The organism is Pseudooceanicola batsensis HTCC2597 (assembly GCF_000152725.1).
Taxonomy (GTDB): domain Bacteria; phylum Pseudomonadota; class Alphaproteobacteria; order Rhodobacterales; family Rhodobacteraceae; genus Pseudooceanicola; species Pseudooceanicola batsensis.
In genome coordinates this window covers 518,141-544,437 of the sequence record NZ_CH724131.1, presented here as the reverse complement: position 1 = coordinate 544,437, position 26,297 = coordinate 518,141, and the positions used below count along the sequence as shown (strand labels likewise).

Sequence of the window (26,297 nt, the reverse complement as noted above, 5' to 3'; positions counted from 1 at the left end):
GATGGGGGACCCGGTCTCCTCGATCCGCAATCTCGGCCCGGCCTCGGTCGCGCAGTTCGCCCGCGCCGGCATTCACGACGCCGAGACGCTGCGGGCGCTCGGGGCGGATGCGGCCTATACCCGGCTGATCGCGGCGGGAACGCGGCCGCATTTCATCGGCTACTATGCGCTGGTGATGGGATTGCAGGGCCGGCCGTGGAACGACTGTCAGGGCGCAGAGAAGGCGGCGCTGCGAGAGCGGTTCGACGCGATCCGCGCGGCCGCGACCCGAACGCCAGCGGGCGACCTTCCGCCCGATCTGGTGGTGTTCCTGCGGGATCACGGGCTGGCACCGCGCGACGGATGAGTGGAACCGGCTCAGCCCAGATCGGTTATCCTTTCAACAACGGAAAGGAACGATCATGGACCTTCTACGCATTCTCGCCGCCATCTTCATCCCGCCGCTCGGCGTGTTTCTGCAGGTCGGCCTCGGGGGCGCCTTCTGGCTCAACCTCCTGCTGACGATCCTGGGCTACATCCCCGGCATCATCCACGCCGTCTACATCATCCTGACCCGGGGGCCGGCACGGGTATGACCGAGACGCCCCTCTCCCGTGTCGAGCGGGCAGAGCGCGTCGCCCATGTGATGGACCGCGCCTTCCGCCTGCCCGGCACCTCGATCCGCGTCGGGCTCGACAGCATCGTCGGGCTCGTCCCCGGCGTCGGCGACACGCTCGCCGTGGCGCCGTCGCTCTTCATATTGTCCGAGGCCTATCAGATCGGCCTGCCGAAACGGCGGCTGGCGCGGATGGCGGGCAATATCGGCATCGACTGGGCGATCGGTCTCGTCCCGCTGGTCGGCGACATCTTCGATGTGGGCTGGAAGGCGAACAGCCGGAACGCCGCGATGATGCGCGATCATATCACGCGGCACGGCAAGGCCGGAAAAGACAAAGGCCGCACCCTTTCGGATGCGGCCTGATCACGTACGGGCGAAACCCGGTCAGCCGACCAGTTCGAGCCCCGAGAAGAAATAGGCGATCTCCTGCGCGGCGGTTTCCGGCGCGTCGGAGCCATGGACCGAGTTCTCGCCCACGGATTCGGCGAATTCGGCACGGATGGTGCCCGGCGCGGCGTCGGCGGGGTTGGTCGCGCCCATCACCTCGCGGTTCTTCGCGATGGCGCCTTCGCCTTCCAGCACCTGCACCACGACCGGCTCGGAGGCCATGAATTCGCACAGCTCGTCGTAGAAGGGGCGTTCCTTGTGCACCTCGTAGAAGACCCCGGCCTGCTCCTTCGACAGCTTGATGCGCTTCTGCGCGACGATGCGCAGCCCCGCCTCCTCGAACTTGGCATTGATCTTGCCGGTCAGGTTGCGGCGGGTGGCGTCGGGCTTGATGATGGAAAGGGTGCGTTCGGTGGCCATTCTCGTCTCTCTTGTCAGGGCGGAGCCGCAGCTCCTGTGGATCAATCGGCGCCCGCGTAGCATGCGGGTCGCGGTTTGAAAAGCCATCACCCCGTCCCGCGCCGCGCCGCCTCTGGCCCCGTGCGCCGGGCTCTGTTATGCGGCCCGTCATGTTGCGCATTGAAAACCTCTCATTCTCGATCGCCGGCCGCCCGCTGATCGAAGACGCCTCGGCCACCATTCCCGAGGGCCACAAGGTCGGCATCGTCGGGCGCAACGGCGCGGGCAAGACGACGCTGTTCCGCCTGATCCGCGGCGAGCTGACGCTGGACGCCGGCGCCATCGGCCTGCCCGAAAGGGCGCGCATCGGCGGCGTGGCGCAGGAGGTGCCGGGGAACGAGGTCTCGCTGCTCGACACGGTGCTGGCGGCGGATACCGAGCGCGCGGCGCTGATGGCCGAGGCCGAGACGGCGAGCGACCCGGCCCGCATCGCCGAGGTGCAGACACGGCTGGCCGACATCGATGCGTGGTCGGCCGAGGGCCGCGCGGCGACGATCCTCAAGGGGCTGGGCTTTACCGAAGAGGAGCAGCAGATGCCCTGTTCCGCCTTCTCGGGCGGCTGGCGGATGCGCGTCGCGCTGGCCGGGGTGCTGTTCTCGCAGCCCGACCTGCTGCTGCTGGACGAACCGACCAACTATCTCGACCTCGAGGGCGCGCTGTGGCTGGAAAGCTATCTTCAGAGATACCCCCACACCGTGCTGATCATCAGCCATGACCGCGGGCTTCTGAACCGCGCCGTCGGGTCGATCCTGCATCTCGAGGACCGCAAGCTTACGCTGTACAAAGGGCCCTATGACACCTTCGCGGAAACCCGGGCCGCCCGTCTCGCCGTGGCCGAGGCAGAGGCCAGGAAACAGGATGCCCGGCGCGCGCATCTGCAATCCTACGTGGACCGCTTCCGCTACAAGGCCGACAAGGCCCGGCAGGCGCAGTCGCGCCTCAAGGCGCTGGCGCGGATGAAGCCGATCACCCTGCCGCAGGAGGCCGCCCTGCGCGCCTTCTCCTTCCCCTCGCCCGAGGAACTGTCGCCGCCGATCATCCGGATCGAAGGGGGCGCGGTCGGCTACTCCGAACGCCCGGTCCTGTCGCGGCTCGACCTGCGGATCGACCAGGACGACCGGATCGCGCTGCTCGGGCGCAACGGCGAAGGCAAATCGACCCTGGCCAAGCTCCTGTCCGAGCGCCTGTCGCTCATGGACGGAAAGATGACCCGGGCCTCCAAGCTGCGCGTCGGCTTCTTCGCGCAGCACCAGGTGGACGAGCTGCATCTCGACGAAACGCCCATAGAACACCTGCGCCGCGAGCGGCCGGACGAGGCGCCGGCCAGGCTGCGCGCGCGCCTCGCGGGGTTCGGGCTGGGCGCGGACCAGGCCGAGACCGAGGTCGGGCGGCTTTCCGGCGGCCAGAAGGCGCGGCTGACGCTGTTGCTGGCGACCCTCGACGCGCCGCATCTGCTGATCCTCGACGAACCGACCAACCACCTCGACATCGAAAGCCGCGAGGCGCTGGTCGAGGCGCTGACCGCCTATTCGGGCGCCGTGGTCCTGGTGAGCCACGACATGCACCTGCTCAGCCTCGTGGCGGACCGGTTGTGGCTGGTCAAGGACGGTCGCGTGGCATCGTTCGAGGGCGATCTCGAAACCTACAGGGACCTGTTGCTGAGCACGAACAGCGGTTCAAAAGCATCTGAGAAAAAAGAGAAACCGAAACGCGCCTCGCGCGAGGACATTCTCGCCCTGCGGGCCGAGGTGCGCAAATGCGAGGCGCGGATCGACAAGCTGCAGGAGATGGCGGACAAGCTGTCGCGCAAGCTGGCAGACCCCGCCCTCTATGCGGACGACAAGGTGGGCGAACTCGAGGTCTGGAACCGCAAGTACGCCGAGGTGCGCGAGGCCACCGAACGGGCCGAGGCGCTGTGGATGGCGGCGCAGGAAAAGCTCGAGGCGGCAGAGCCCTCGACCGTCGCCTGAGCATTCGTGAGGTCGGAGCCCAGCCAGTGGATTACAGCGTATATATCACCGCCTTCGTGACGCTCTTCGTCATCATCGACCCGGTCGGGCTGACGCCGCTCTTCGCTGCGCTGACGCAGGGCCAGCCACCGGCCCAGCGGCGTGCCATCGCCCTGCGCTCCTGCGTGATCGCGCTGGCCCTGCTGGCGATCTTCGCCGTCTTCGGCGAGGCGGTGATGGGTTTCGTCGGCATCACCATGCCGGCCTTCCGCATCGCGGGCGGGGTGCTGCTGTTCCTCACCGCGCTCGAAATGCTCTTCGAGAGGCGCAGCAAACGGCGGGAGGACCAGGCCGACCATGTCGAGGACCTGCCCGACCCTTCCGTCTTTCCCCTCGCCACGCCGCTGATCGCCGGGCCTGGCGCCATCGCCACCGTCATCCTGCTGGCCGGGCGGCAGCCCGACTGGATCGGTGCGGCGATGATCGTGGGCGTCGCGGCGCTGGTCATCCTGATGGTCTTCACCCTGTTCCTCACCGCCGGCCTGCTCGAACGGCTGCTGGGGCGCACGGGCATCAACGTGGTCACGCGCGTGCTGGGCATGCTGCTTGCCGCGCTTTCGGTACAGTTCGTGCTCGACGGGCTGCGGGATTTCGGTCTGGCAGGGTGACGCCGCCCGCCGGCATCCCTATATCCGGGGCATGGAAACGAATTCGCTCATGAATCTGCTCTACCTCGTGCTGCTTCTCGCGGCGGTCGGGGGCTGGGTTCTCGTGCAGGGCCGCCACAGGATCGGTCGCATCGCTCAGCAGGCGGCGGTCTGGGTACTGATCTTCGTCGGGGTCATCGCCGCCATCGGCCTTTGGGATGACGTGCGCACCACCGTCACCCCCAGCCAGTCGGTCCTGCAGGGCGGCGAGATTTCGGTGCCGCGGGCGCCCGACGGGCACTATTACCTGACGATGCAGGTCAACGGCGAACCCCTGCGCTTCATGGTCGACACCGGGGCGAGCGATATCGTCCTGACCAAGGCCGATGCCGCGAAGGTGGGGATCGAGCCGGACCAACTGGTCTATTCGGGCCGCGCCCTCAGCGCCAACGGCGAGGTGGGGATCGCACCCGTCGTGCTGGACCGGGTGGCGCTCGGCCCGTTTCAGAGCGAACGGGTGCGCGCCATGGTCAACGATGGCGAGATGCGTCAGTCGCTGCTCGGGATGCGCTACCTGCAACGGTTCTCGCGGATCGAGATCGGCGAGGGCGCGCTGGTGCTTACGCCGTAAATTCGATGGGGAAACCGGATCAGCCCGGGGCGTTTTCCGACTTCATCTCCCAACGGCCGCTCTCTTCGGACCAGTATTTCGCGCCGAGACCCGCGGCGGTGATCGTCCGCCACTGCGCCCGGGCCATCTCGAGCGCCTCTGTGTCGTTGCCGTCGAAGAGGATGCAGACGCGCTGCATCCCGCTCACATCCGAGGCCGCGACCTCGGCCCCGTCGATCGCCATGAGACAGGCCGGGTCGTTGGCGGCAGTGCCCGTTGTCAGCAGGATCGGCTGAAGCGCGTCATGGGCGCCGCCCTCCACCCCGTGGGGAAGAAAATCGTCGTCGGGGCCCAGCCACAGCTTCTGATCCAGCCAGTCCAGCCGGTCCCGGCTGCGGCCCCGGACCGCGATCCGCCACCCGGCGCCCAGGGCCTTGCCCAGCAGGCTGGGCAGGGTCCGTTCGACCGGCGAATGGGTCAGGTGGTAGAAATAGGCGTCGCCCATCCGTTACGACTTTCCGCCCTCGCGTGACTGCCGGACCAACCGGTCCAGCGCGCGTACGCCCCACCCCGTCGCCCCCGCGGGCGCGAAGGTCGTCTCGGATTTCACGCTGGCCACGCCGGCGATATCGATATGGCACCAGGGCGTGTCCTCCTTGACGAACCGGCGCAGGAACTCGGCCGCGGTGATCGAGCCGGCGGCCCGTCCGCCGATGTTGTTCACATCGGCCACGCGGGACTTGAGCTGCCTGGCATAGGCCTTGCCGAGCGGCATCCGCCAGGCGCCTTCCCCCACGCCCTCGCAGGCCTCGAGCAGGGACTTGCACAGCGCGTCGTCGGTCGAGAAGACACCGGCCTTGTGATGGCCGAGCCCGACGATGATCGCCCCCGTCAGCGTGGCCAGGTCGATCATTCCCGAGGGTTTGAACCTGTCCTGCGCGTACCACATGACGTCGCAGAGAACGAGCCGCCCCTCGGCATCGGTGTTCGCCACCTCGATCGTGTCGCCCTTCATCGCGGTGATCACGTCGCCCGGCCGCATCGCCGTGCCCGAGGGCATGTTCTCGACCAGACCGACCAGTCCGACCACGTTGGCCCGGGCCTTGCGCAGCGCAAGAGCCCGCATCGCCCCCGCGACCGTGCCCGCGCCGCCCATGTCCATGGTCATGTCTTCCATGCCGCCGGCGGGCTTGAGCGAGATGCCGCCGGTATCGAAGACCACGCCCTTGCCGATCAGCGCCAGGGGCGCTTCGTCACCGCCGCCGTTCCACTGCATGACCACGACCTTCGAGGGGCTGGCCGACCCCTGCCCCACGGCCAGCAGCGCGCCCATGCCGAGCTTTTCCAGATCGGCCTCCTCCAGCACCTCGACGGTCAGGCCGATCTCTTCCATCTGCTTGAGACGGGCGGCGAATTCCGTGGTCGTCAGCACGTTGGCGGGCGCGTTGACCAGGTCCCGCGTGAAGAACACGCCCTCGGCGACCGCCAGCAGGGGCGCGGTCTCGTCCTGCACCTGCCCGGGATCGCCGCACTGGACGGTGATCCGGCCGCGCGGCTTGGGTTCGTCGGACTTCTGATCTCCGTAGTCATAGGCACGCAGCACCGCCGCCTCGACCAGTTCGGGCAGGCGGCGCAGCGTGCCGGGCAGGATCAGACAGTCCTTTTCGCCCAGGGCCCTGCCCAGGGCCGCGCCCGCCTCGCGGACGGCCTCGGGCCCGGCGCGCCGGTCGAGCACGAGGATCTCGACCGCCTCGGCCTGCATGCCCGCCGGCCAGGCCAGGGTGATCAGGCTGCCCGCATCGGCCTTTGCAAAGCTCTCGCTCTCGACCAGCCGCTTGACCGCGCCCTTGGTCAGCCGGTTCACCCGGCGGGCGGCGGGGCTCATGCGGCCGTCGGCGCTGACGACCACGGCGACACGGCCGGTGGCGTTGGCGATGGCATCGAGATCGGGGGCCACGAAGGTCACGGCGGCTGTCTGGGTCAAAGGGTTCCTCCAGGATGGTCTGAACGGGTGCCGGGGCCCGGGGGTCCGGCATCCGGCCAAGGCTATCGCCGCGGCGTCGGATTGGCCAGATAGCAGTTTTCCCCCCAGATCAAATCCGCTAGGGTCCGGAGCAGTCTGCTGCCGGCTTTGAATTGGGGGAATTTTTGGCACGTTTCGACAGATACCTGCTGTCGCAATTCATGGTGCTGTTCGGATTCTTCTCGCTGGTCCTGGTCTCGATCTACTGGATCAACCAGGCGGTCCGGCTGTTCGACGCGCTGATCGGGGACGGGCAGACGGCCTGGGTCTTTCTCGAGTTCACCGCGCTGACCCTGCCGAACGTGATCCGCATCGTCTTGCCCATGGCGACCTTCGCCGCGGTGGTCTACGTCACCAACCGCCTGTCCAGCGAGAGCGAGCTGGTGGTGATGCAGTCCACCGGCTTTTCGCCCTGGCGGCTGGCGCGGCCGGTGCTGTGGTTCGGCGTGATCGTGGGGCTGATCATGTCGGTCATGAGCCATTTTCTGGTCCCTGTCTCGATCTCGCGCCTGCAGGAGCGTCAGGACGATCTGCGGCAGGACCTAACCGCGCGGCTTCTGACCGAAGGCTCCTTCCTGCATCCGGTGGCGGGCATCACCTTCTACATCCGGCAGATCGACGCCGACGGCACGTTGCGCGACGTCTTCTTCTCGGACCGCCGCGACGCGCGGTCACCGCAGACCTTCACCGCCGCGCGGGCCTATCTCATCGAGGGCGGCGGCGATGACGAGGGCGGGGCCAAGCTCGTCATGCTCGACGGGCTCGCGCAGACCCTCCGTGCCGAGGATCAGCGCCTGTTCACGACCTATTTCGAGGATTTCACCTATGACATCGGTCGGCTTTTCGGGGATCGGGGCCTGCCGCACGTCCATATCCGGCACCTGCCGACCCTGCGGCTCTTCGCGCATCCCGAGCAGGTCGCGACGCTGACCGGATCCTCCCCGGGCCAGATCGCGGAAGAGGCGCACGGGCGCTTCGCCCAGGCTCTGCTCTGCCTGGCGGCGGCGCTGATCGGGTTCTCCACCCTGCTCACGGGCGGCTTTTCGCGCTTCGGCGTCTGGCAGCAGATCGTCGTCGCGATCGTGCTGGTCATGATCGTCAAATCCATCGAGGGCGTGGCCTCGGACCCGGTTCGCCGGGACCCGTCGCTTTGGCCGCTGATCTACGTCGCACCGCTCTCGGGCATCGGGATCGGCTGCGTCATGCTCTGGATCGCCTCGCGCGGCAGCCGCCTGTTGCCGCGGCGCTCGGTTCGGCGATCGGTACGGGGGGCCGCGACGTGACCCTGCACTATTATTTCGCCTGGCGGTTCCTGCGCATCTTCATCGGCCTGCTGGCCGTCTTCCTGCTCATGTCGATGCTGATCGACGTGGCGGAACACCTGCGGCGGCTGTCCTCGACGCCGGCCACCCTGTCGCAGGTTCTGCGGCTCGTCCTGCTCAACGCGCCCGAGGGGATCTACACCATCCTTCCGCTGATCATGATCCTGGCGACGGTGGCGCTCTTCCTCGGGCTCGCGCGGACCTCTGAACTGGTGGTGACGCGGGCGGCGGGGCGGTCGGCGCTGCGCAGCCTGGTGTCGCCGGTGATCGTCGCCTTCGCCATCGGCGTGATCGGCGTGGCCATGGTCAACCCGATCGTGGCCGCGACTTCGAAACGCTATGCCGCCCTGCTCGAGAGCTACCAGTCGGGCGGCGCCGATGTGCTGTCGCTCTCGGCCGAGGGGCTCTGGCTGCGCCAGGGCGGCGCCGAGGGCCAGACCGTGATCCGCGCGGCGCGGTCGAACCCGCAGGCGACCGAGCTCTACGACGTGACCATGATCGCCTATGCCCCCGACGGCGGCCCCGAAAAGCGGATCGAAGCCGCGCGCGCCCGGCTGATCGCCGGCGCATGGGAGCTGCACGACGCGCGCATCTGGCCGCTGGCCCGAGGCACGAACCCCGAGGCGCGGACCGAGCGGAGGGAGAGCTTCGAGGTCCCGTCGAGCCTCACCGAGGCCCGAATCCGCGACACTTTCGGCGAGCCGTCGGCAATTCCGGTCTGGGACATGCCCACCTATATCGGCCTGCTGACCGAGGCGGGGTTCTCGGCACGCCGGCACGCGGTCTGGTTCCAGATGGAACTGGCCAAGCCGCTGTTTCTGGTCGCCATGGTCCTGATCGCGGCGGCCTTCACCATGCGCCACGTCCGGTTCGGCAAGACCGGCATCGCGGTGCTGTCGGCGATCATGCTGGGCTTCGCGCTCTACTACGTGCGCAACTTCGTCCAGATCCTCGGCGAGAACGGCCAGATTCCGGTGGCGCTGGCCGCCTGGGCACCGCCCGTGGCCTCGGTTCTGCTGGCGCTCGGGCTGCTGCTGCACATGGAGGACGGATGATCGCGCGGCTGTTACCCGTCCTTCTCGCCCTGCTGCTCGCCCTGCCCCCGGCGGGCCGGGCGCAGGAGGGATCCGACCCCGCCATGCTGGTCGCCGACCGGGTATGGCTCGAGAACCGGACGCGCGTCGTGGCCGAGGGCTCGGTCGAGGTGGTGCGGGGCGAGACCCGCCTGCGCGCCACCCGCGTCAGCTATGACCGCGAGACCGAGCGCCTGGACTTCGCCGGGCCGATCGTGCTGACCCGCGGCGACGACCAGATCGTGCTGGCCTCGTCCGCCGAACTCGACCGCGATTTCCGCAACGGCCTGATCCGCAGCGCCCGGCTGGTGCTCGACCGGCAGCTGCAACTTGCGGCGGCGCGGCTCGACAGGGTGGACGGGCGCTATGCGCAGCTGACGCGCGCCACGGTCAGTTCCTGCCAGGTCTGCGGCAACCGGCCGCCGCTGTGGCAGATCAAGGCCCGGCGGGTGATCCACGACCGCGAAGAGATGCAGCTCTATTTCGACGACGCCCGGATGGAGGTTCTCGGCGTGCCGATCTTCTGGGTGCCCCGGCTGCGCCTGCCCGATCCGAACCAGACGCGGGCGACAGGCTTCCTGATTCCGTCGATCCGGCGCAACTCGCAGCTGGCGACCGGCATCAAGGTGCCCTATTTCATCCGCATCGGCGATCATCGCGATCTCACCCTGACCCCCTACCTGTCCAAGAAGACGCGCACGTTGGAATGGCGCTACCGGCAGGCGTTCACCAACGGGCGGATGGAGTTCGGCGGCGCCTTTTCCAGCGACGACCTCTATACCCGCGGCGGCCGGGCCTACCTGCGCGGCGACGGCCAGTTCGACCTGGCCCGCGATTTCAAGCTCGACTTCCGGATCGAGGCGGTATCGGACGACGCCTATCTGACCGACTACAGCTATTCCGACAACGACCGGCTCGAGAGCAACTTCATCGTCTCGCGGGTGCGCCGCGACGAATACATCGCCGCCGGCCTGGCGCATTACCATTCGCTCCGGGTGAACGAGGTCAACAGCCGCATCCCGACGATCATCGGCGATCTGACCTACGAACGGCGCTACTTCCCCCGTCTGGGGGGCGAGGTCCGGATCTCGGCCGAGAACCACAGCCACCTGCGCTATTCGGACGTGCCCTTCGACGGGCCGGATGCGGACACGATCACCGACGGGCGTGACGTGACCCGGCTGAACCTCGGCGTCACCTGGCACAACACCTGGACCCTGCCGCTCGGGATCCGGGCCGAGGGGCTGGCCGGCGTCCTGGCCGACAGTTTCCGCACCGGGCAGGACATCAACCTGCCCCACTCGGCCAGCGAGATCAGCCCCACGGCCTCCGTCACCCTGCGCTGGCCCTGGGTGCGCCACGCCGCCTCGGGCGTGACCGACACCGTCGAGCCGGTGGCGATGGTGGCGTGGACCGGCGGCGACGGTCTGCTCGTCGCCAACGACGAGAGCACGCGGGTCGAATTCGACGAAGGCAACCTGCTCAGCCTGTCCCGCTTTCCCGCGCCCGACCGGCGCGAACGCGGGCTGAGGGCGGCCCTGGGTGTCAACTGGACCCGCCTCAACGCCGAAGGCTGGGACGCGCGGCTGACCCTCGGTTCGGTGCTGCGGGACCGCCAGGACACCAATTTCACCCGCTCCTCCGGCCTCGCCAACACGACGTCTGACCTGCTGATCGCCGGGCAGTTCCGCAACGACGGCGGCCTCGGCCTGACGGCGCGCGGCCTCTTCAGCAGCAGCCTCAAGGTCAACAAGGCCGAGGCGCGGGCCAGCTGGACCTCCGACCGCTACGACCTCTCGGCCAGTTATGTCTGGCTCTCCGCCGATCCCGCCGAGGACCGTCCGATCGCCGTGTCCGAGTGGCTGTTCAATTCCGGCTTCGACCTGAACCGCCACCTGCGCGGCCGGGTCTCGGGGCGCTACGACATCGTCGCCGACAAGCCGATCTCGGCGGGTCTCGGCCTGCTTTATTCCAACGAATGCATCGATGTGGAGCTTTCGGTCTCGCGCCGCTTCACCTCTTCCACTATCGTCACGCCAGCCACGGACTTCAGCTTCACCATCGGGCTGCGCGGCTTCTCGGCCGCGTCATCCGGCCGGGGCGTCGCCCGAACGTGCCGCTAGGCCCGCGTGACAACGACAAGACAAACGGACCCGATATGCGAATGATCTCCCGCCTCTGCCTCTGCCTGACGCTTCTGGTGACGGGAACCGCCCAGTTCGCGGCGGCCCAGAGCTTCTCTCCGGCGATCAAAGTCAACGACAAGGTGGTCACGGAATTCGAACTGGACCAGCGGACCCGCATGCTCCGCCTGTTCCGGACCCCCGGCGACATCGACGCGCTGGCCGCCGACCAGCTGATCGACGACCGGTTGCGGATGCAGGCCGCCGAAGAGATCGGCATCTCGCCGAGCGAAGACCAGATCATGGCCGGGATGGAGGAATTCGCGGGCCGCGCCAACCTGTCGGCCGAACAGTTCGTGGCGGCCCTGCAGCAGGCCGGCGTCGCCCCCGAGAGCTTCCGCGACTTCGTGCGCGCCGGCGTGGCCTGGCGCGAGACGATCCGCGCCCGCTTCGGGCCCCGCATCCAGATCTCCGAACAGCAGATCGACCGCGCCCTCGCCTCGGGCGGCGCCTCGGGGGCCTCGGTCCAGGTGCTGATGTCCGAAATCTTCCTGCCGCTGACCCCCGGCGCGGAAGACGAGACGCGGGCGCTCGCGCAGCGCATCCGGGGCATGAGCGCCGAGGCCTTCGCCCGCGCCGCGCGGGAACATTCCTCGGCCCCCTCCGCCGGTGCCGGCGGCCGCGTCAACTGGGTGCCCGTCTCGAACCTGTCGCCGCAGCTGCGCTCGGTGATCCTCGGGCTGCGACCGGGTCAGATCAGCGAGCCGGTGGAACTCGACGGTCAGCTCGCGCTCTTCCTGCTGCGCGCGGTCGAAGAGACCGAGAACCGCGCCCCCAGCTACGCGGCGGTCGAATACGCCGCCTATTACATCGCGGGCGGCCGGAGCGCCCAGGCGCTGGAGCGGGCCGCGCGGGTCAGGGCGCAGGTGGATACCTGCGACGACCTCTACGGCGTGGCGCAGGGCCAGCCCGACTCCGTGCTGGAACGGGGCACCAGGGCGCCGGGCGAGATCCCCGAGGACATCGCCGCGGAACTGGCGCAGCTCGACCCGGGCGAGGTCTCGACCGCCCTGACCCGGTCGAACGGGCAGACGCTGGTCTTCCTGATGCTCTGCGGGCGCAGCTTCGACGTCTCGGGCGCGGTGTCCCGCGAAGGGGTGGCGCTGGACATCCAGAACCAGCGGCTCGCCTCCTTCGCGCAGGGCTATCTGCAACAGCTCCGCTCCGAGGCGCGGATCGTGCGGTACTGACCCGTGGCCACCATCGACGGGCTGCCGCCGCTGCGCGAGGTCATCGCGACCCACGGTCTGGCAGCCCGGAAATCGCTCGGCCAGAACTTCCTTCTGGATCTCAACCTGACCGCCAAGATCGCGCGGCAGGCCGGCGACCTGTCGGGCTGCGACGTGCTCGAGATCGGGCCGGGGCCGGGCGGACTGACCCGCGGCCTGCTGGCCGAGGGGGCGCGCCGGGTGCTCGCCATCGAAAAGGACGCCCGCTGCCTGCCCGCCCTGGCCGAGATCGCGGCCGCCTATCCCCGCCGGCTCGAGGTGGTGAACGGCGACGCGCTCGAGGTCGACCCGCTGACGCGGCTGACACCGCCGATACGGATCGTCGCCAACCTGCCCTACAACGTCGGGACCGAACTGCTGGTGCGATGGCTCACCCCCGACCGCTGGCCGCCCTACTGGGACAGCCTGACGCTGATGTTCCAGCGCGAGGTGGCCGAACGGATCGTCGCGCGGCCGGGCGGCAAGGCCTATGGACGGCTCGCCCTGCTGGCCTCCTGGCGGGCGGAGGCCCGGATCACCCTGTCCCTGCCGCCCGAGGCCTTCACCCCTCCGCCCAAAGTCTCCTCGGCGGTGGTGCATCTGACCGCCCTGCCCGAGCCGCGCTACCCGGCAGATCCAAGGGTTCTGGAACGGGTGGTGGCGATGGCCTTCAATCAGCGCCGCAAGATGCTGCGCGCCGCGCTGAAGGGCCTCGCGCCGGATATCGAGGACCGGCTGCGCGCCGCCAGCATCGCACCGACGGATCGCGCGGAAACCGTGTCGCTGGAACAGTTCTGCGCCCTCGCCCGCGCCGTGTCGCCATAGACGGGCCGCGGGCGGCCCGTGCCTCCGGCGGGGATATTTGCAAGACCAAAGAAGCAGAGGTCCTGTCTTCTTTGGTCCGGCAAATATCCCGGGGGTGAATTGATCCCGCAGGGCTCAAGATGGGGCAGCGCCCCCTCTTGTCCCTTCTGATTGCGCACCTCCGGTGCGACAGGGGGCAGCGCCCCCTCTTTTCCCTTCAATCGCGCACCTCCGGTGCGCCAGGGGCATCGCTCTCTCCGGCCCGTCCAGCGCGCGCCCCGGGTTCGAGAGGGTGCGGCACGCTTTCCCGCCGTTCCGACAATCGCAACCGGATGCCGTTGTCGGAACGCACCGTCAGGTGCGCCACCGGGCGGGGGGGCGCGCCGGCCGGTTCGATCCGGTACCGGCGCAGGATCATCGACAGGATCAGCGGCCCTTCGACCATCGCGAATCCGGCGCCGGGGCAGACCCGCGCACCGGCCGAAAAGGGGATGAAGGCCTCGCGCTGGCAGGTGCGCCCGTTTTCGGTCTGCCAGCGCGCCGGGTCGAAGTCGTCGGGCGCGTCCCAGAGCCGTTCGTGCCGGTGCAGGTGCCAGGGGCTGAGTACGACCTGCGCGCCGCGCGGCAGGGTCCGGTCGCGGAACTCCTCCGGGCGGGTGGTCTCGCGTACCATCATCGGCACGGGCGGGTAGAGGCGCAGGGCCTCGCGGAAGACGTCGCGCGACAGCTTCAGGCGGCTCATCGCGGTGAAATCCTCCCCCTCGTCCAGGGCCCCTGCCTCCGCGGCGAGCCGCTCCTGCCAGTCGGGGTGGGTCGCCACGAGGTAGAGCGCCCAGGCCAGGGCCGAGGCCGAAGTCTCGTGCCCGGCAAGGAAGAAGATCGCCACCTGGTCGATCATCTCGCCCGTGTCGAACCGTTCGCCGGTCTGCGGATCCCGCGTCGTCATGATCTTTGTCGCGAGATCGTCGGGCGCGGTGCCGGCGGCGATCGCCGCCTGGCGTTCGGCCGTCAGCTCTCCGATCAGGCGGCGGATCACGCGCGCGGCTGTCCTGGTGCGGCGCGCATGGAACCGGGGCAGCCAGCGCGGCAACGGGATGAAGGCGGCGATGTTCAGGATCGGAGAAGACCGCTGATAGTCGCGGAACCGCGCGAAGACCTGCGCGGCGACGGCATGGTCGATGGGGATCGAGAAGAGCGTCCGGAAGATCACGTCGGCCGCGACATGCGAGGTCACGGCCTCGATCTCGACCGGGGTGCCCGTTCGCGCGGCGAGGCGCGAGACGCAGGCCTCGGCGGCGGCCCGCATGGCGGGGAAGGTATCGCGGAGCCGCCCGCCCTCGAAGGCCGGGTCGATGATCCGGCGCTGGCGCTTCCAGCTCTCGCCATTGGTGAGGAAGACGGAATTTCCCAGCAACGGGCGCAGACCCTCACTGACCCGGCCGGACTTGGGGAAATCGCCGGGCCGGTCCTTCAGGACCGCGCGGACCAGATCCGGCTGGTTCACGAGGTAGGAGCGGAAGAAGGGCGTGCGGAACTCGGCCATCCGGGCGCGGTAGAGCCGCGCGGGCTGGGCCGAGAGGATATCCTGCCGGAACAGCCGCAGATAGCGCCAGAGCGAGACGCGGTCGGCCCGCGCGGGTGGCTTGGGCGGCGTCATGCCACGCTCCGGTAGCGGTTGACCGGGGTCTCGATGCGGGATTTCGACGGCGCCTTGCCGCGATAGCGGTCGTACAGCGTAAGTGGTCCGGCCGTGATACGGAAGTAATCGTAGTGATCGGGCCGGTCGAAGGCGCAGAGATACTGGAAATGCAGGCGGAAGAAACGCCAGCGCAGCGCCTTCCAGCGGTCGGGGCTGAGCGTCTGGGTGAAGGCGGCCGAGAGGATCAGCGGCCAGCGCTTGCCCTCGGGCGCGACGCCCGAGACCGCGACCGGATCGCAGAGCGCAAAGGCGCAGCCGTCGCCGGGGGCGGTGACGTCGATCCAGGTCAGTTCGTCGCGCGTGCTGAGGAACGCCAGGTCCGCGCGCAGGCGCTGCGCCCTCGGCAGGAAGGAGACCATCGGCACCACATGGCCCAGCGAGAGGAAGGAGAGGACCGGCCCGTTGGCCGGAACGCGCTTGGCCCGGATCAGGTCAGACAGGATCGACACGGCGAGATGCGCGCCCGAGGAATGGCCGATGACCAGCACCTCGTCGACATTGGATGCGAGCGCGGTTCGGATCCTGTTGCCAAACTCTGAAATCCGCTCTTCCATTGCATTAGAATTGGCGCCCAAGGTACTGGCTGAAAAGGAATAGTCATGCATCAGGTAATAGGCGAAGAACCTGTTGTCCTGCTTTCGGAACCACCGCAGAACGAGGATCAGGACCACCGGGGCGGCCAGCCAGCCGGCCGGGGCGAGCTGTTGCGCAAGCTGGGGCGTGACGAGGCCGGCAATCCGGGCAAGCCCCCAGCCGGCCAGCCCTGCGAGGCCGAGGGCGACGAGAAGCTGCACGATCAGGAACGTCACCGGGTAGAGCGCGGCGATCACCGGCCCCTTGCGCAGGCGCATCAGGCGGAAAAGGGCTCCGGTGAAGATGTAGACTGACGCTGTACGTACAAGGTGAGCATAGGTGGCGGGGATCGACCCGGCCATGCTGTCGCGGACGATGTCGGACCAGTAGAGCACCTCGACCTCGGTCTTGACCGTCGCGCCGTCCTGGGTCGAGATGACGTGCCAGCCGTAGGGGCCCTGGCCGGTCCGGGGGCGCAGGGCGATGTCATAGCCTGAAATGCGCGCCTGTTCCGCGCCCTCCCTGCGATAGAGTTCGCGGTAGCGCCGGGGGTGGAACGGGTCGTAACCGGGCACGTAAAAGACCCGGCGGGTGCGGACTGTGGCGTCGGTGCTCATGTCGTTGCCTCTTTTTTTATTGTTTTGAGGCACCATACACCAGGTTCAGGGCGAAAGTGTGAACTAACCGAGCGTTGCTAGACCCGGGAAGGTTTCCAGCAGCCAGTAGGACATGGCGGAAAATCCGCCGGTCAGCATCAGCAGCCCGATGGTCCAGAGGAGGAGACCCATGATCCGCTCGATCCGCTCCATGTTGCGCTTCATCCAGGCGAGGGTGCCGCCGAGACGCGGCAGGAAGGCGGCGACCAGCAGAAAGGGCACGCCGAGCCCGAGGGCATAGACCGCGAGGAGCGAGGTGCCGCGCAGGACCGAGGCCTCGGAGGCGGCGAGCGACAGGATCGCGCCCAGTTGCGGCCCGATGCAGGGGGTCCAGCCGAAGGCGAAGGCGAGCCCCAGGATATAGGCGCCGAAGGCCGAGCCGCCGTGGTCGCCCGCGTCGAGCCGCGCCTCGCGGTCGAGAAAGCCGATGCGGTAGATGCCGAGAAAATGCGCGCCGAAGACCATGACCAGCAAGCCGGCGACGGTGTTGAAATGCCCCTGGTAGCGCAGGAACAGCGTACCGACATAGGAGGCGGCGAAGCCGAGCAGCAGAAAGACGGTCGAGAGGCCAAGGACGAACATCACGGCGGTCGTCAGGGCGCGGCCCCGCCGGGAGCCCTGCCCGAGGTCGTTCAGCGTCACGCCGGACATGTAGGCGATATAGGGCGGCACGATCGGCAACACGCAGGGGCTGAGGAAAGAGATGCCTCCGGCGAGAAGCGCCACGATCATGGCCGGCAGAAGGCCCGCGTCGATGATGTCGATACCGAACATGGGCCCGGATTATCCGTTTCCGGAGAGCGCGTCACGCGGCGTGTTGTCACAAAGCCGTGGAGCGGCTAAGCGCCGGGGCATGGATGACGTGGATCTGGATGCCCGGGGGCTGATCTGCCCCCTGCCCGTCCTGCGGCTGCGCAAGCGCCTGCTGGCGATGCCGCCGGGGGGCGTGCTGACGATGCTGGCGGATGATCCCGTAGCCGCGATCGACATTCCGCATTTCTGCCACGAGGCAGGCCATGCGCTGCTGGAAACGCGGGATCTGGGCGATGCGCGGTGGTTCGCGGTGCGTCGCGGGGATCAAGCGCCGGAAGGTTGAGGCGGTCGGGACGGACCGGGCGGGAGGTATCGTTCGACCCGAGGATCTTCTGCCGCTGTGCCGCACGGATGGCGAGACCCGGCATCGCGGGGGTGCCCCGCAGGTAGAGGTGGTGCGGGAGCGCGCCGGGGATGGCGACCCCCGGACCCGGGGGCCGAGGGTCGCCGGATCGGTTCAGCCCTTGCCGAGGGACCACCAGCCGCGCCGCTTGGGCTTGCTTTCCTCGGGGGCCGCCGCTTCGGCGGGTTCGAGTTCCGGCTCCGGCTCGGCAGGGGCCGGTTTTCTCGCGGCGGATTTGCGCTTGGCGGCCACGGGGGTCTTTTCCGGGGCCGGCTCGGCCGGCGCAGGTTCGGCGGCAGCGGTCTCGGCCTCAGGTTCGGCCGGCTCCGGAGTCGCCAGCGAGGCGTCGTCTGCCGAACCGTCCGGCGTGGCCGTCGGGGCATCGTCTGCCGAAACCTCGGGCGCGGCCGCTGCGGCATCCGCTGCCGCGGGTTCGCTTGCAGCGGCTGCCGGCTCGGGTTCGGCCGGGGTTTCGGTGGCCGGCCCGGCGGAGGGCTCATCCGCAGGGGCCGGTTGCGCCGGGGCGGACGAAGCGTCGGCCGGGGTCTCTTCGGCTGCCGGCTCTTCCGCCTTCTTGCGGCTCCGGCTGCGGGAGCGGGTCCTCTTCTTCGGTTTCTCCTCGGAGGCCTCCGCCGCGTCGGATGCGGTCGGTTCCTCGCCCTCGGCGGCCTTCTCGGGCTGCGCGGGCGCCTCCTTCTGGTCGTCGCCCGATTCTCCGGAAAGCTGATCGTCGCCGGAGCCGTTGTCGGAGCCGTTGTCCGCCCCGCCGTTCTCACCGTTGCCTCCGCCACGACGCCGGCGGCGACGGCGGCGGCGCTTCTTGGGCTTCTGATCCTCGGATTCGGGGGTCGACTCGGCGGTCTCGGGGAGCTCGTCCTCGTCGGGGGTCTCCTCGATCTGGTCGTCGATCTGGTCCATGAGCATGGCGTCGGCCGAGATGACCGAGCTGGGCTCGGGCACGTGCCGGGTCGCCGTCTTGAACTTTTCGAGCGAGAAATCGGGGCTGACCAGATGGGGTTCGCCCTCGATGCGGACCGAGAGGCCATAGCGCGCCTCGACCGCCGCGACATGTTCGCGCTTCTGGTTCATGAGGTAGTTGGCGATGCCCACGGGGCATTTGACCAGCACCTCGCGCGAGCGGCGGCGCACGCCCTCTTCCTCGATCTGGCGGAGGATGTTCAGCGCCATGCTGTCATCCGAGCGGATGAGCCCCGTGCCGTGGCACGAGGGGCATGGCTGGGTCGTCGCCTCGAGCATGCCGGGGCGCAGGCGCTGGCGCGACATCTCGAGCAGGCCGAAGCCGCTGATGCGGCCCACCTGGATGCGGGCGCGATCGGTCTTGAGCTTGTCCTTGAGGCGCTTCTCGACGGCGTTGTTGTTCTTGCGCTCGTCCATGTCGATGAAGTCGATGACGATCAGGCCGGCCAGGTCGCGCAGGCGCAGCTGGCGGGCGACCTCTTCGGCCGCCTCGAGGTTGGTCTTGGTCGCCGTCTCCTCGATCGAGCCTTCCTTGGTGGCGCGGCCAGAGTTGACGTCGATGGCCACCAGCGCCTCGGTCACGCCGATGACGATGTAGCCGCCGGACTTGAGCTGGACCGTCGGGTTGAACATGCCGCCGAGGTAGCTTTCGACCTGGTAGCGCGCGAAGAGCGGCATCTGGTCGGCATAGTGCTTCACGTTCTTGGCGTGGGACGGCATGATCATCTTCATGAAGTCCTTGGCGTTGCGGTAGCCCCGCTCGCCCTCGACCAGGACCTCGTCGATCTCGCGCGAGTAGAGGTCGCGGATCGACCGCTTGATCAGGTCGCCCTCTTCGTAGATCCGGGCGGGCGCGATGGATTTCAGCGTGAGTTCGCGGATCTGTTCCCAGAGGCGCTGGAGATATTCATAGTCGCGCTTGATCTCGGTCTTGGTGCGCTTGGCGCCTGCGGTGCGCACGATCAGCCCCGCGCCGGTCGGCACGTCGATCTCGTTCGCGATCTCCTTGAGCTTCTTGCGGTCGGCGGCGTTGGTGATCTTGCGCGAGATGCCGCCGCCGCGTGCGGTGTTGGGCATCAGGACGCAGTAGCGGCCGGCCAGCGAAAGATAGGTGGTCAGCGCGGCGCCCTTGTTGCCGCGTTCCTCCTTGACGACCTGGACCAGCATGATCTGCCGGATCTTGATCACTTCCTGGATCTTGTAGCGGCGCTGGCGCGGTTTGCGCACCGGGCGGATGTCTTCCTGATCGTCGTCGTCGGCGACGGATTCGATCTCGTCGTCGTGCGCACTTGCGTCGCGCACGGCGTCGCGGCCACCGTTGTCGGCCTCGTCATCCTCGTCCGGGCCGGTCTCGTCCGCGGGCGCGGCGTCGGCCGCATCGGCGCCGGTCTCGTCCGAGGGTTCGGCGACCGGGGTTTCGGCGACCGTCTCCATCGGGGACAGACCCTCGTTCTCGTCGTCGAGATCGATCGTCTCCATGCCCGAGATCTCGGCATCGGACGAGACGACGGCGTCGTCGCTGTCGATACGCTCGGCCTGTTCGGCCTTGGAAGACTTGCGGCGCCGGGAGCGGGGTTTCTTCTTTTCCTCTTCGCCTTCGTCGCGGGCGCGCATCGCCTCGGCGTAGGCGCGTTCCTCTTCCATCAGGGCCTCGCGGTCGGCGACCGGGATCTGATAGTAGTCGGGATGTATCTCCGAGAAGGCGAGAAAGCCGTGGCGGTTCCCGCCGTAATCCACGAAGGCCGCCTGGAGCGAAGGCTCCACCCGGGTGACCTTGGCGAGATAGATGTTGCCGGCTAGCTGGCGCTTGTTTTCCGATTCAAAGTCGAACTCTTCGACCTTGTTTCCGTCGACCACCACGACGCGGGTCTCTTCCGCGTGGGTGGCATCGATGAGCATTTTCTTTGCCATTTTGACCAATCGCACGCGAAAACGACCCTGGTGCCGGGTGGCCCGAGGGTGGTTCTGGCGTGTCTGTTAGGGGCGATATTGCGGGAACGACGGGACACGACACCGGGCCGGCGCATCAACGCCCCGCCCTTGCCTGTTCTCGATCCGTCGCGCCTCATCGCGGTTCTTCTCCGGCGGCTGACTGCGGTGCCCGCAGGTGCCACCCGTTCGGTGCCTTGAAGATCGTTTCGTGACCTCGCGGCGTTTAGGAGACCCGTTTCGGGGTCCATTCGGTCTGTCCGGATATCCGGGGCCGGTCTCAGGGACGGTCCCTGCAATACGCGGGACAGAGAAACTCTCGGTCGGGGCGCAGATGCGACCCGCCACTTTTCCACAATAGAACCGGGAAAGGTGAAAAGACAATGGAGAAAACACCGGGACCGGTGCGACGCCCGGTCCCCGTCCTGGACTTACGTCGTAAACGGCAACGAATCCTCAGTTCAGATAGTCGGCGCGTTGCAGACCGTACTTGGCCATTTTCTCGTTCAGCGTGCGGCGCGGCAGGCAAAGCTCGTCCATCACGCTGGAAATCGAGCCCTTGTGACGGCGCATGGTGTTGTCGATGAGCATTCTTTCGAAAGCCTCGACATATTCCTTGAGCGGTTTCCCCTCGGTGGTCACCACAGCCTGGATGTCGTCGTGTTCGGTCATCAGCAGCGACGCGATGGTGCCCGAGCCGCGGCGCGATTGCAGCACCGCGCGCTCGGCCACGTTGATCAACTGGCGGATATTGCCCGGCCAGGGGGCCTGGAGCAGCTGCGCCGCCTCCTGGGCCGAGACCTTGGGCGCGTCGCAGCCGTATTCCTCGGAGAACTGCTCGCAGAAGGTGGTGAAGAGGGTCAGGACGTCCTCGCCGCGCTGGCGCAGCGGCGGCACGGTGATCCGCAGGGCCGCGAGACGGTAGAAGAGGTCCGAGCGCAGGGCATCCTCGCAGGTGCGGTCGGGCTCCTGCATGTTGCAGATGGCGACGATCCGGGTCTCGCCCGGCGTGCCCTGTTCGTTCATCATGTTCAGCAGCTTGCCCTGAACGGCGTCGGAGAGCGCCTCGACATCCTCGAGCACGAGGGTCCCGCCGCGCGCTTCCTCGACCGCCGGGAGCTGGCTGTCCTCGGGGCGCATCGGACCGAAGAGGCGCTTGGTCAGGGCGGCCTCGTCCATCGCGGCGCAGGAGACCAGGACGAACTTCTTGCCGGCGCGCGCCCCGACGGCGTGCAGGGCATGGGCGACCAGGGTCTTGCCGGTGCCGGTCTCGCCGTCGATCAGGACATGGCCGTCGGCCTGCCCCAGGTCGAGAATGTCCTCGCGCAGCCGCTCCATCAGGGGCGCGTTGCCGATCAGCTTCTTCATGATCTCGCCGCCGTCCGAGAGTTCGCGGCGCAGCTGGCGGTTGTCCATCACGAGCCGCCGTGCATTGGCCGCCTTCTTGGCCAGCTGATTCATGCGTTCGGGATCGAAGGGCTTTTCCAGGAAGTCGAAGGCACCGATCCGCATCGCCTCGACCGCCATGGGCACATCGCCGTGGCCGGTGATCATGATCACGGGCAGAGCGCTGTCCGAGCCCATGATCTTGCGCAGGAACTGCATCCCGTCCATGCCGGGCATCTTGATGTCGGAAATGACGATGCCGGGGTAATCGGGACCGAGTGCCTTGAGCGCGTCCTCGGCCGAGCCGAAGGTTTCGGTATCGTAGCCCGAGAGGGCAAGCCACTGGCTGATCGATTGACGCATATCCTGTTCGTCATCGACGATCGCGATCTTCATGGCCTTTTGCATCTGACATGTTCTCCGGTCGTTACTCTGCCGCTTCGATCTCGGCCTCTTCGGACAAGATAGGCAGCTGTATCTCGAAAACAGCCCCACCCGTCTCCGCGTTCCTCGCGGTCAGGCGGCCGCCGAAGTCGTTGACGATCCCCGACGAGATCGCAAGACCGAGGCCGACGCCGTCGCCGGGGCGCTTGGTGGTGTAGAAAGGTTCGAACAGATCCTCGAGATTCTCGATCCCGGTGCCGTTGTCGCGCACCGTGATCGTGGCGGTTTCCCCGACCGACAGGATGACGTCGATGGCGGGGTTCTCGACGCTCGAGGTGGCGTCGATGGCGTTGCGCATGAGGTTGATCAGCACCTGTTCCAGCCGGACCCGGTCGGCCATCACCTGGACCCGCCGGTCCGGCACGGCGCGGGTGATCCGCACCTGTCTCTGGCGCAGCTGCGGCTCCATCATGGAGAGGGCGGAATTGACCGCATCGCCAACGTTTACAGGGGAAAACTGCTCTCCCCCCTTGCGGGCGTAGCTTTTCAGCTGGCGGGTTATCGCCCCCATGCGGCTGATCAGATCGTCGATGCGCTGGAAGGACGAGAGCGCCTCTTCGGGGCGGTTGCGGCGCAGCAGGAGCGCGGCGCCGGCGAGGTAGGTCTTCATCGCGGCGAGCGGCTGGTTGAGCTCGTGGCTGACGGCCGCCGACATCTCGCCCAGGGCGGCGAGTTTCGAGGACTGGGCCAGCGTCTGCTCGGCCACGTCGAGCGATTTCTGCATCCGCTCACGCTCGGCGATTTCCCGCTGCAGCCTTTCGTTCAATGCGCGGAGTTCTGCCGACTCCATCTGGAAAAAGGCCATGCGCAGCGCGTTCTTGCGGCTGAGGGCATAGAAGGCGAGCGCGAGCAGGATCGCAAATCCCATGATTTCCAGCGCGAGAAAGCCGTTCACCTTTTCGCGCACGCTGGCATAGGTGGTGAAGCTGGCGATCTGCCAGCCGCGGAACGGCAGGCGCGAGGCCACGCGCATCACGGCCTCGCCCTTGACGTAGGCATCGGGCGGCAGGGCGGACCAGTCGGCGGTGGCCTGGATGGCGCGCTGGATCGCGGTTTCGGGCGGTTCGCGCTGAAGCGCGTCGCCCTCGGTCAGGCCCCGCCAGCGCGGTTCGGTGGCCAGGATGATCTGCCCCGTGCTGTCGGTGACGAGGACGGCATCCGAGATCCCGGCCCAGGCGCGTTCGAATTTCTGCAGGTCGACCTCGACCACGATCACGCCGGCGGTGGCGCCGTTGCTCTCCATCTTGCGGGAATAGATGAACTGATAGCCCACCCCCTCGCGCTCCGAGACGGTGAAGACGGTGCCCGGCGAGCGCAGCGCATCGACGAAGTGCCGGGTGCCGACGTGGGACTCGCCCAGCCGGTTGCGATCGGTGGCCGCCACGGTGCGACCGTCCTTGTCGAGCAGCATGAGCGAGGCGGCGCCGATCTCGTCGACGAAGGAGATCAGGCGCTGAGTCGACTGCGAATAGTCGGAGGAGTTGAGCGCGCCGATCAGCGTGGGATCGCGGGCCAGAAGCTGCGGCACGATGGAGTTGCGGCGCAGTTCCGACACCAAGTTGCCGCCGTAGAGCGCGAGGCGGAGTTCGGCCCGGTTGCGGGTATTCTCGGTGAAACGGTCGGTCAGCAGGCTGTTGGTGATCGAGACCGTGATCACCGCGATGATGACGAAGATCGCCAGCGCCATGCGGCTGCGCCACGAGAACGTGCGCCCGCCGATGGTGCGGTCAGGTCGTCTGTTCTGGGTGGCCTCGGACATGTCGCACCCTACGCCAGTGATCCTGCGCGCTCAAGTTCGCCACCTTGGCGCAACGGGCGGTCAGGCGGAAACCAGCGCGTTCGTCAGCCCCTGGAACATGGCCCGTCCGTCGGTGCCGCCCAGGGCCTCGTCGGCGGCGCGTTCGGGGTGGGGCATCATGCCCAGGACCCTGCGGTTCCCGCTGAGGACACCGGCGATGTCGCCGGCCGAGCCGTTGGGATTGTCGTTGTAGGTAAAGGCGATGCGGTCCTCGGCCTCGAGCTGTTCGATCAGGTCCGCGTCGGCGCGATAGTTGCCGTCGTGATGGGCGATCGGGATCTGCAGTTCGGTGCCGGCGTTCCAGGCGCGGGTGAAGTCGCTGTCGCTGGTGCGCACGGTCAGGGGCACGGTCCGGCAGATGTACTTGAGGTTGGCATTGCGCAGCAGAGCGCCCGGCAGGATGCGCGTCTCGGTCAGGATCTGGAAGCCGTTGCAGATGCCGAGCGCATAGCCCCCCCTCTCGACATGGGTCCTGAGCGAGCGGGTGATGGGCGAATTGGCGGCGATGGCGCCGCAGCGCAGGTAGTCGCCATAGGAAAAGCCGCCCGGGATGCCGACGATATCGGTGCCGTCGGGAAGCGCGTCTTCCTTGTGCCAGACCATGGTCACGCTGGCGCCGGCCGCCTCGAAGGCGACCCGGAGGTCGCGGTCGCAGTTGGAACCGGGAAAGACGAGGATGGCGGCCTTCATCGCGGGCACTCCGTGTCGGGGGACATGCGCTGCAGATACGCCGGGTCGCGGCGGATCTCAAGTGGCCGGCGGCTGGTCGGGCGGTGCGGGCGTCCGGGGTCCGGTCTGCCCGGACGTCCTGGACCACATCACCACGTCATAAAGCGCCTGCGGGCTCATCCTCTGCGCATTGGGCATGCCGAGGGCGGCGGCGCAGATCTCGGAGCAGAACCATCTGTCGGCATCGTGACGGCCGAGGGACAACACCTGGCTGAAGAGGATGCCCCAGTAGTCGTAGCGGGCACCGATCCGGTCGCGGATGAAGCCGCCGATCCCGGCCGGCTGGTCCGCCATGTCGACGAGGTCCCAGTGGTCCGGCTTCAGAAGGATCGTCTTTTCGCGCACGCCGCCGTCGCGGCCCGAGGCGGAGAGGCACACCGCCTCCTGCCCCGGATCGGCCCAGCCCTCGATCAGTTCGACATGGCTGTAGGGCGAGCGGGTCGCGAACCGGATCGCCCCGTCCTGCACCCTGCTCCACCAGGATGAGCCCCGCCCCTTGTAGAATGCCAGTGTGATCATGCCGCACCTTTCCTGCGGCACGACCCTAGCGCGCGGATGTGGCAGGAAAAAGTCGGCTATTCCCGACCCCCGGCCGGCGTACGCCTCAGCCCAGATCGACCGAGTAGCTTTCGATCACCGTGTTGGCGAGAAGCTTTTCGCACATGTCGCGCACGGTCTCCTCGGTGGTGCCGTCGGCAAGGTCCATCTCGATCACCTTGCCCTGGCGCACGCTGCCGACCCCGTCGAAACCGAGCGAGCCGAGGGCGTGGCGAACCGCCTCGCCCTGCGGATCCAGGACGCCGTCCTTGAGCATGACGTGAACACGGGCTTTCATGGCGGCTCCTTTCAGTTGATCAGGGTGGGTTTGGTGTGGCCGTTGGTCTTGGGCAGGACGCCCAGCCGGCGCGCGACCTCGGTATAGGCGTCGGTCAGCGAGCCCAGGTCGCGGCGGAACACATCCTTGTCGAGATGCGCGCCCGTCTCCATGTCCCAGAGGCGGCAGCTGTCGGGGCTGATCTCGTCGGCGACGATCAGGCGCTGGAAGTCGCCGTCGTAGACGCGGCCGATCTCGATCTTGAAGTCGATCAGCTTGATGCCGACGCCGTACATCAGCCCCGAAAGATAGTCGTTGACGCGCAGCGCGAGGCTGAGGATGTCGTCCATGTCCTGCTGGCTGGCCCAGCCGAAGGCGGCGATATGTTCCTCGGTCACGAGCGGATCGCCCAGTTTGTCGTCCTTGTAACAGTATTCGACGATCGGACGGGGCAGCGCCGTGCCCTCTTCGATGCCCAGCCGTTTCGAGAGCGAGCCGGCGGCAAAGTTGCGCACGATGATTTCCAGCGGGACGATCTCGCAGGCGCGGACGAGCTGTTCGCGCATGTTCAGGCGACGCATGAAGTGAGTCGGAACGCCCACATTGTTCAGCCCGGTCATGAAGAATTCGCTCAGGCGGTTGTTCAACACGCCCTTGCCTTCGATGGTCGCCATCTTCTCGGCGTTGAAGGCGGTCGCGTCGTCCTTGAAATACTGGACGATCGTGCCCGGTTCGGGGCCTTCGTACAGGATCTTGGCCTTGCCTTCGTAGATCTTCTTGCGCCGCGCCATCGCTGCCCTTTCCCTCGGGCCTGAACGGTCCCGGTCTCTGTCGCGCCCTCTTAGATCATGGGCGGCATTGTCGCAAGCGCA

Annotated in this window: 25 protein-coding genes; 12 read left to right on the top strand and 13 right to left on the bottom strand. The window is 67.8% G+C overall.

What is annotated here, in order from left to right; genetic code table 11:
• Position 1 precedes the first annotated feature (1 nt).
• The 3 genes from OB2597_RS06735 to OB2597_RS06725 are packed head-to-tail and all read left to right on the top strand — an operon-like array spanning position 2 to position 961.
• On the top strand, positions 2-346 hold the full coding sequence (locus OB2597_RS06735) for a TfoX/Sxy family protein (RefSeq protein WP_009804784.1): 345 nt from the start codon (positions 2-4) through the stop codon (positions 344-346).
• Positions 347-401: 55 nt separating this feature from the next.
• On the top strand, positions 402-575 hold the full coding sequence (locus OB2597_RS21295; protein WP_009804783.1) for a YqaE/Pmp3 family membrane protein: 174 nt from the start codon (positions 402-404) through the stop codon (positions 573-575).
• Positions 572-961: a DUF4112 domain-containing protein gene (locus OB2597_RS06725; protein ID WP_009804782.1), complete on the top strand. Its 390-nt coding sequence runs from the start codon at positions 572-574 to the stop codon at positions 959-961. The genes OB2597_RS21295 and OB2597_RS06725 overlap by 4 nt, the downstream gene beginning before the upstream one ends.
• A gap of 21 nt (positions 962-982) precedes the next feature.
• Here OB2597_RS06725 and ndk read toward each other — a convergent pair whose 3' ends face one another.
• Positions 983-1,405 carry a nucleoside-diphosphate kinase gene (gene ndk / locus OB2597_RS06720; RefSeq protein WP_009804781.1) on the bottom strand — a complete coding sequence of 141 codons (423 nt, stop codon included), beginning with the start codon at positions 1,403-1,405 and terminating at the stop codon, positions 983-985.
• A 149-nt stretch (positions 1,406-1,554) separates the two neighbouring features.
• On the opposite strand from ndk, the gene OB2597_RS06715 reads away from it, so the two are divergent.
• Genes OB2597_RS06715 through OB2597_RS06705 form a run of 3 tightly spaced genes read left to right on the top strand, consistent with a single transcriptional unit; the run spans position 1,555 to position 4,671 of the window.
• Positions 1,555-3,414, top strand: coding sequence for an ABC-F family ATP-binding cassette domain-containing protein (locus tag OB2597_RS06715; RefSeq protein ID WP_040609562.1), 1,860 nt, complete (start codon positions 1,555-1,557; stop codon positions 3,412-3,414).
• A gap of 26 nt (positions 3,415-3,440) precedes the next feature.
• Positions 3,441-4,061, top strand: coding sequence for a MarC family protein (locus OB2597_RS06710; protein ID WP_009804779.1), 621 nt, complete (start codon positions 3,441-3,443; stop codon positions 4,059-4,061).
• Between the two features lie 49 nt (positions 4,062-4,110).
• Positions 4,111-4,671 (top strand): retropepsin-like aspartic protease family protein, encoded by a 561-nt coding sequence (locus tag OB2597_RS06705; protein WP_009804778.1) that lies wholly within the window; start codon positions 4,111-4,113, stop codon positions 4,669-4,671.
• Positions 4,672-4,690: 19 nt separating this feature from the next.
• Here the strand turns inward: OB2597_RS06705 and OB2597_RS06700 are convergent, their stop codons facing one another.
• Positions 4,691-5,155 carry a DNA polymerase III subunit chi gene (locus tag OB2597_RS06700; protein ID WP_009804777.1) on the bottom strand — a complete coding sequence of 155 codons (465 nt, stop codon included), beginning with the start codon at positions 5,153-5,155 and terminating at the stop codon, positions 4,691-4,693.
• Between the two features lie 3 nt (positions 5,156-5,158).
• Positions 5,159-6,634: a leucyl aminopeptidase gene (locus OB2597_RS06695; protein ID WP_009804776.1), complete on the bottom strand. Its 1,476-nt coding sequence runs from the start codon at positions 6,632-6,634 to the stop codon at positions 5,159-5,161.
• A gap of 164 nt (positions 6,635-6,798) precedes the next feature.
• Here OB2597_RS06695 and lptF point away from each other — a divergent pair, with 164 nt between their 5' ends.
• From lptF to rsmA, 5 genes are read left to right on the top strand one after another with little or no spacing between them, the layout of a single operon-like run.
• A complete protein-coding gene (lptF, locus tag OB2597_RS06690) occupies positions 6,799-7,956 on the top strand; it encodes an LPS export ABC transporter permease LptF (protein WP_009804774.1) in 1,158 nt (385 codons plus the stop codon).
• Positions 7,953-9,050 (top strand): LPS export ABC transporter permease LptG, encoded by a 1,098-nt coding sequence (gene lptG, locus OB2597_RS06685; protein WP_009804773.1) that lies wholly within the window; start codon positions 7,953-7,955, stop codon positions 9,048-9,050. The genes lptF and lptG overlap by 4 nt, the downstream gene beginning before the upstream one ends.
• The gene (locus OB2597_RS06680) at positions 9,047-11,191 is read left to right on the top strand and encodes an LPS-assembly protein LptD (RefSeq protein WP_009804772.1); all 2,145 of its coding nucleotides are present in this window, start codon (positions 9,047-9,049) and stop codon (positions 11,189-11,191) included. The genes lptG and OB2597_RS06680 overlap by 4 nt, the downstream gene beginning before the upstream one ends.
• 41 nt (positions 11,192-11,232) lie before the next feature.
• Complete coding sequence (locus OB2597_RS06675) at positions 11,233-12,441, top strand: peptidylprolyl isomerase (protein ID WP_009804771.1); 1,209 nt, start codon at positions 11,233-11,235, stop codon at positions 12,439-12,441.
• Positions 12,442-12,444: 3 nt separating this feature from the next.
• Positions 12,445-13,284, top strand: coding sequence for a 16S rRNA (adenine(1518)-N(6)/adenine(1519)-N(6))-dimethyltransferase RsmA (gene rsmA / locus OB2597_RS06670; RefSeq protein WP_009804770.1), 840 nt, complete (start codon positions 12,445-12,447; stop codon positions 13,282-13,284).
• Positions 13,285-13,480: 196 nt separating this feature from the next.
• Here the strand turns inward: rsmA and OB2597_RS06665 are convergent, their stop codons facing one another.
• The 3 genes from OB2597_RS06665 to OB2597_RS06655 all read right to left on the bottom strand — a co-directional run bounded on the left by OB2597_RS06665 (position 13,481) and on the right by OB2597_RS06655 (position 16,965).
• Complete coding sequence (locus OB2597_RS06665; protein WP_009804769.1) at positions 13,481-14,920, bottom strand: cytochrome P450; 1,440 nt, start codon at positions 14,918-14,920, stop codon at positions 13,481-13,483.
• Positions 14,917-16,152, bottom strand: a complete 1,236-nt coding sequence (locus OB2597_RS06660; protein ID WP_009804768.1) for a hypothetical protein — start codon at positions 16,150-16,152, stop codon at positions 14,917-14,919. The genes OB2597_RS06665 and OB2597_RS06660 overlap by 4 nt, the downstream gene beginning before the upstream one ends.
• A gap of 63 nt (positions 16,153-16,215) precedes the next feature.
• On the bottom strand, positions 16,216-16,965 hold the full coding sequence (locus tag OB2597_RS06655; protein ID WP_009804767.1) for a cytochrome c biogenesis CcdA family protein: 750 nt from the start codon (positions 16,963-16,965) through the stop codon (positions 16,216-16,218).
• A 79-nt stretch (positions 16,966-17,044) separates the two neighbouring features.
• Between OB2597_RS06655 and OB2597_RS06650 the strand changes: the two genes are divergently transcribed.
• Positions 17,045-17,287: a sulfurtransferase TusA family protein gene (locus tag OB2597_RS06650; protein WP_009804766.1), complete on the top strand. Its 243-nt coding sequence runs from the start codon at positions 17,045-17,047 to the stop codon at positions 17,285-17,287.
• A 174-nt stretch (positions 17,288-17,461) separates the two neighbouring features.
• Here the strand turns inward: OB2597_RS06650 and OB2597_RS06645 are convergent, their stop codons facing one another.
• From OB2597_RS06645 to purC, 7 genes are all read right to left on the bottom strand, one after another.
• The gene (locus OB2597_RS06645; protein WP_040609177.1) at positions 17,462-20,236 is read right to left on the bottom strand and encodes an Rne/Rng family ribonuclease; all 2,775 of its coding nucleotides are present in this window, start codon (positions 20,234-20,236) and stop codon (positions 17,462-17,464) included.
• Between the two features lie 474 nt (positions 20,237-20,710).
• The gene (locus OB2597_RS06640; RefSeq protein ID WP_009804764.1) at positions 20,711-22,048 is read right to left on the bottom strand and encodes a sigma-54-dependent transcriptional regulator; all 1,338 of its coding nucleotides are present in this window, start codon (positions 22,046-22,048) and stop codon (positions 20,711-20,713) included.
• A 19-nt stretch (positions 22,049-22,067) separates the two neighbouring features.
• Positions 22,068-23,843: a sensor histidine kinase gene (locus OB2597_RS06635; protein WP_009804763.1), complete on the bottom strand. Its 1,776-nt coding sequence runs from the start codon at positions 23,841-23,843 to the stop codon at positions 22,068-22,070.
• Between the two features lie 60 nt (positions 23,844-23,903).
• A complete protein-coding gene (gene purQ, locus OB2597_RS06630) occupies positions 23,904-24,572 on the bottom strand; it encodes a phosphoribosylformylglycinamidine synthase subunit PurQ (protein ID WP_009804762.1) in 669 nt (222 codons plus the stop codon).
• Positions 24,573-24,629: 57 nt separating this feature from the next.
• Positions 24,630-25,130: a hypothetical protein gene (locus OB2597_RS06625; protein WP_009804761.1), complete on the bottom strand. Its 501-nt coding sequence runs from the start codon at positions 25,128-25,130 to the stop codon at positions 24,630-24,632.
• Positions 25,131-25,215: 85 nt separating this feature from the next.
• Positions 25,216-25,446, bottom strand: coding sequence for a phosphoribosylformylglycinamidine synthase subunit PurS (gene purS / locus OB2597_RS06620; RefSeq protein WP_009804760.1), 231 nt, complete (start codon positions 25,444-25,446; stop codon positions 25,216-25,218).
• Between the two features lie 11 nt (positions 25,447-25,457).
• Entirely contained in the window at positions 25,458-26,216 is a 759-nt protein-coding gene (gene purC / locus OB2597_RS06615; protein ID WP_009804759.1) for a phosphoribosylaminoimidazolesuccinocarboxamide synthase, read from the bottom strand.
• Positions 26,217-26,297: the final 81 nt, after the last annotated feature.